This is a genomic window from Ilyobacter sp., assembly GCF_041583315.1.
In the GTDB taxonomy this organism is placed as follows: Bacteria; Fusobacteriota; Fusobacteriia; order Fusobacteriales; family Fusobacteriaceae; genus Ilyobacter.
Map to the genome: position 1 here is coordinate 1 of NZ_JBFHGC010000591.1, position 1,684 is coordinate 1,684.

Consider the following 1,684-nt stretch of genomic DNA (forward strand, 5'->3'; position numbering starts at 1 on the left):
CATCAAGTGGAAATGCAGATGGAATACCTCTTGTCCACCGTAACTGTTACAGTTTGCAATTACTCTGTAGCCGTCTTCAGATACCCCTAGATCTTTTGCTATCTTGCCGATAGCCAGATAGGCTTCACCTATGAGGACTGCGTCTTCAGGAGCAATATCATTGATAGTGGGGATCTCTTTTTTGGTCACCACAAGGATGTGTATAGGGGCTTGAGGATTAATATCCTTAAAAGCTATTATATTGTCATTTTCATATATTATATCCGCCGGGATCTCCCGATTGATTATTTTAGTAAAAATTGTGGCCATTGAGTTACCTCCTGTTATTAGTGTTTACATCCACACTTACAGTTTTTTTCCTCTATTTTACCTATTCTTACTGCATGTCTTCCGCCTTCAAATTCTGTAGCAAGGAAAGTATCTACTATATCAAGTGCTAAGACGTCTCCGATTATTCTGGCTCCTAGGGCAAGTACATTAGCATCATTGTGCTGTCTTGTAAGTCTTGCCATTGTAGAATCTGTACAAAGAGCTGCTCTGACCCCTTTGATTCTGTTTGCTGATATTGATATTCCTATTCCAGTACCGCAAACGATTATTCCGTAGTTTGCTTTTTCATCTAGAACAGCCTCACCAACTGCTCTCCCAAATTCAGGATAGTCTACTGATTCTTCTGAATGACTTCCTAGATCCAGTATTTCATGTCCCTTTTCGATCAGATGTTCTTTTATTTTTTCTTTAAGCTGAAATCCTCCGTGGTCTGCTCCTAATGCAATTATCATAAGTTCCTCCTAAAATTTGATTTCTTACATTATACAGGAGTGTCGTTCAAAATTCAACACTAAGAAAAAATCGGGAAAGAGTTTTTTATCTGGATACCTTCTTCCATTAGGCGTCTTGTAAGTTCTTCTTTTCTGGACCAGGAAATCTCTCCGGATTCTAAAAAGAGTATTCCCTGCAGTTCAAACATATTCGAGACAGGTATGCCCTCTTCTAGAGTAATTGCAGTTATAAAATCATTTATGCCCCTATACCAGGGGATACTGAATATATGTTTTCCATTAAGGCATTTTTGAGGAGATTTCTCATGTACGTTTATTTTTGTAGGATTTTTATTTCTTTTTAGTGTCAGTAGGTTAACCAGATCATCAAACATTGCGAGTGCTGTAGGGTCTCCTCCTTTGTTTTGGCTCGTAAGTCCTAGCCTTCCAGATTTTTCTCCTTCTAAAAAAACTAAACAATTATCCCAAGATATATTCGCTAAAATATCTTGGGTTTTGACAGCAACAGGTCCTGTATAGTAGGTGACTCCATCAATATCTTTATTCAAAATGCCCATGGGTTTTATTGTATATCCCAGCTTTTTGCATCCGATAAAATCATTTTTATCGGGGTGTATGGTAGCTGTAGTGTCCATATTTTTAAGAATTATGGCAGTATTCATAGCATAAAGTCCAAGTATCACAAGTTCGCTCACAGTTTCATATTCAGTAAGATTTGAAATGTCCGTATTTTTTCTATATTCTCTTTCCTTTAGTTTTTCCACAGCTTCTTCAAATTCCAGATTGTCATTCTCCATTAGGGAATAAATGTAATTACTCTCATTATTTAGAATGCCCCCTATACACTTTATACTGTCTCCGGTAAAAGTCGTCTCTATAATTTTTGCCACAGGAATGCCTCC

General features: G+C 37.4%; 3 protein-coding genes. All 3 read right to left on the reverse strand.

Features of this window, described 5'->3' with window-relative positions:
• Positions 1-309: histidine triad nucleotide-binding protein (locus ABZA26_RS14505; protein ID WP_372715204.1), on the reverse strand; the 309-nt coding region annotated here is incomplete at its 3' end.
• Positions 310-326: 17 nt separating this feature from the next.
• The gene (rpiB, locus tag ABZA26_RS14510) at positions 327-782 is read right to left on the reverse strand and encodes a ribose 5-phosphate isomerase B (RefSeq protein WP_372715205.1); all 456 of its coding nucleotides are present in this window, start codon (positions 780-782) and stop codon (positions 327-329) included.
• Positions 783-841: 59 nt separating this feature from the next.
• The coding region (locus ABZA26_RS14515) for a hypothetical protein (protein ID WP_372715206.1) at positions 842-1,684 on the reverse strand (843 nt) is incomplete at its 5' end.

What these genes read in the sequence shown, in the direction of transcription:
- rpiB (WP_372715205.1), bottom strand. Translation starts at nt 782, where the DNA reads ATGATAATTGCATTAGGAGCAGACCACGGAGGATTTCAGCTTAAAGAA.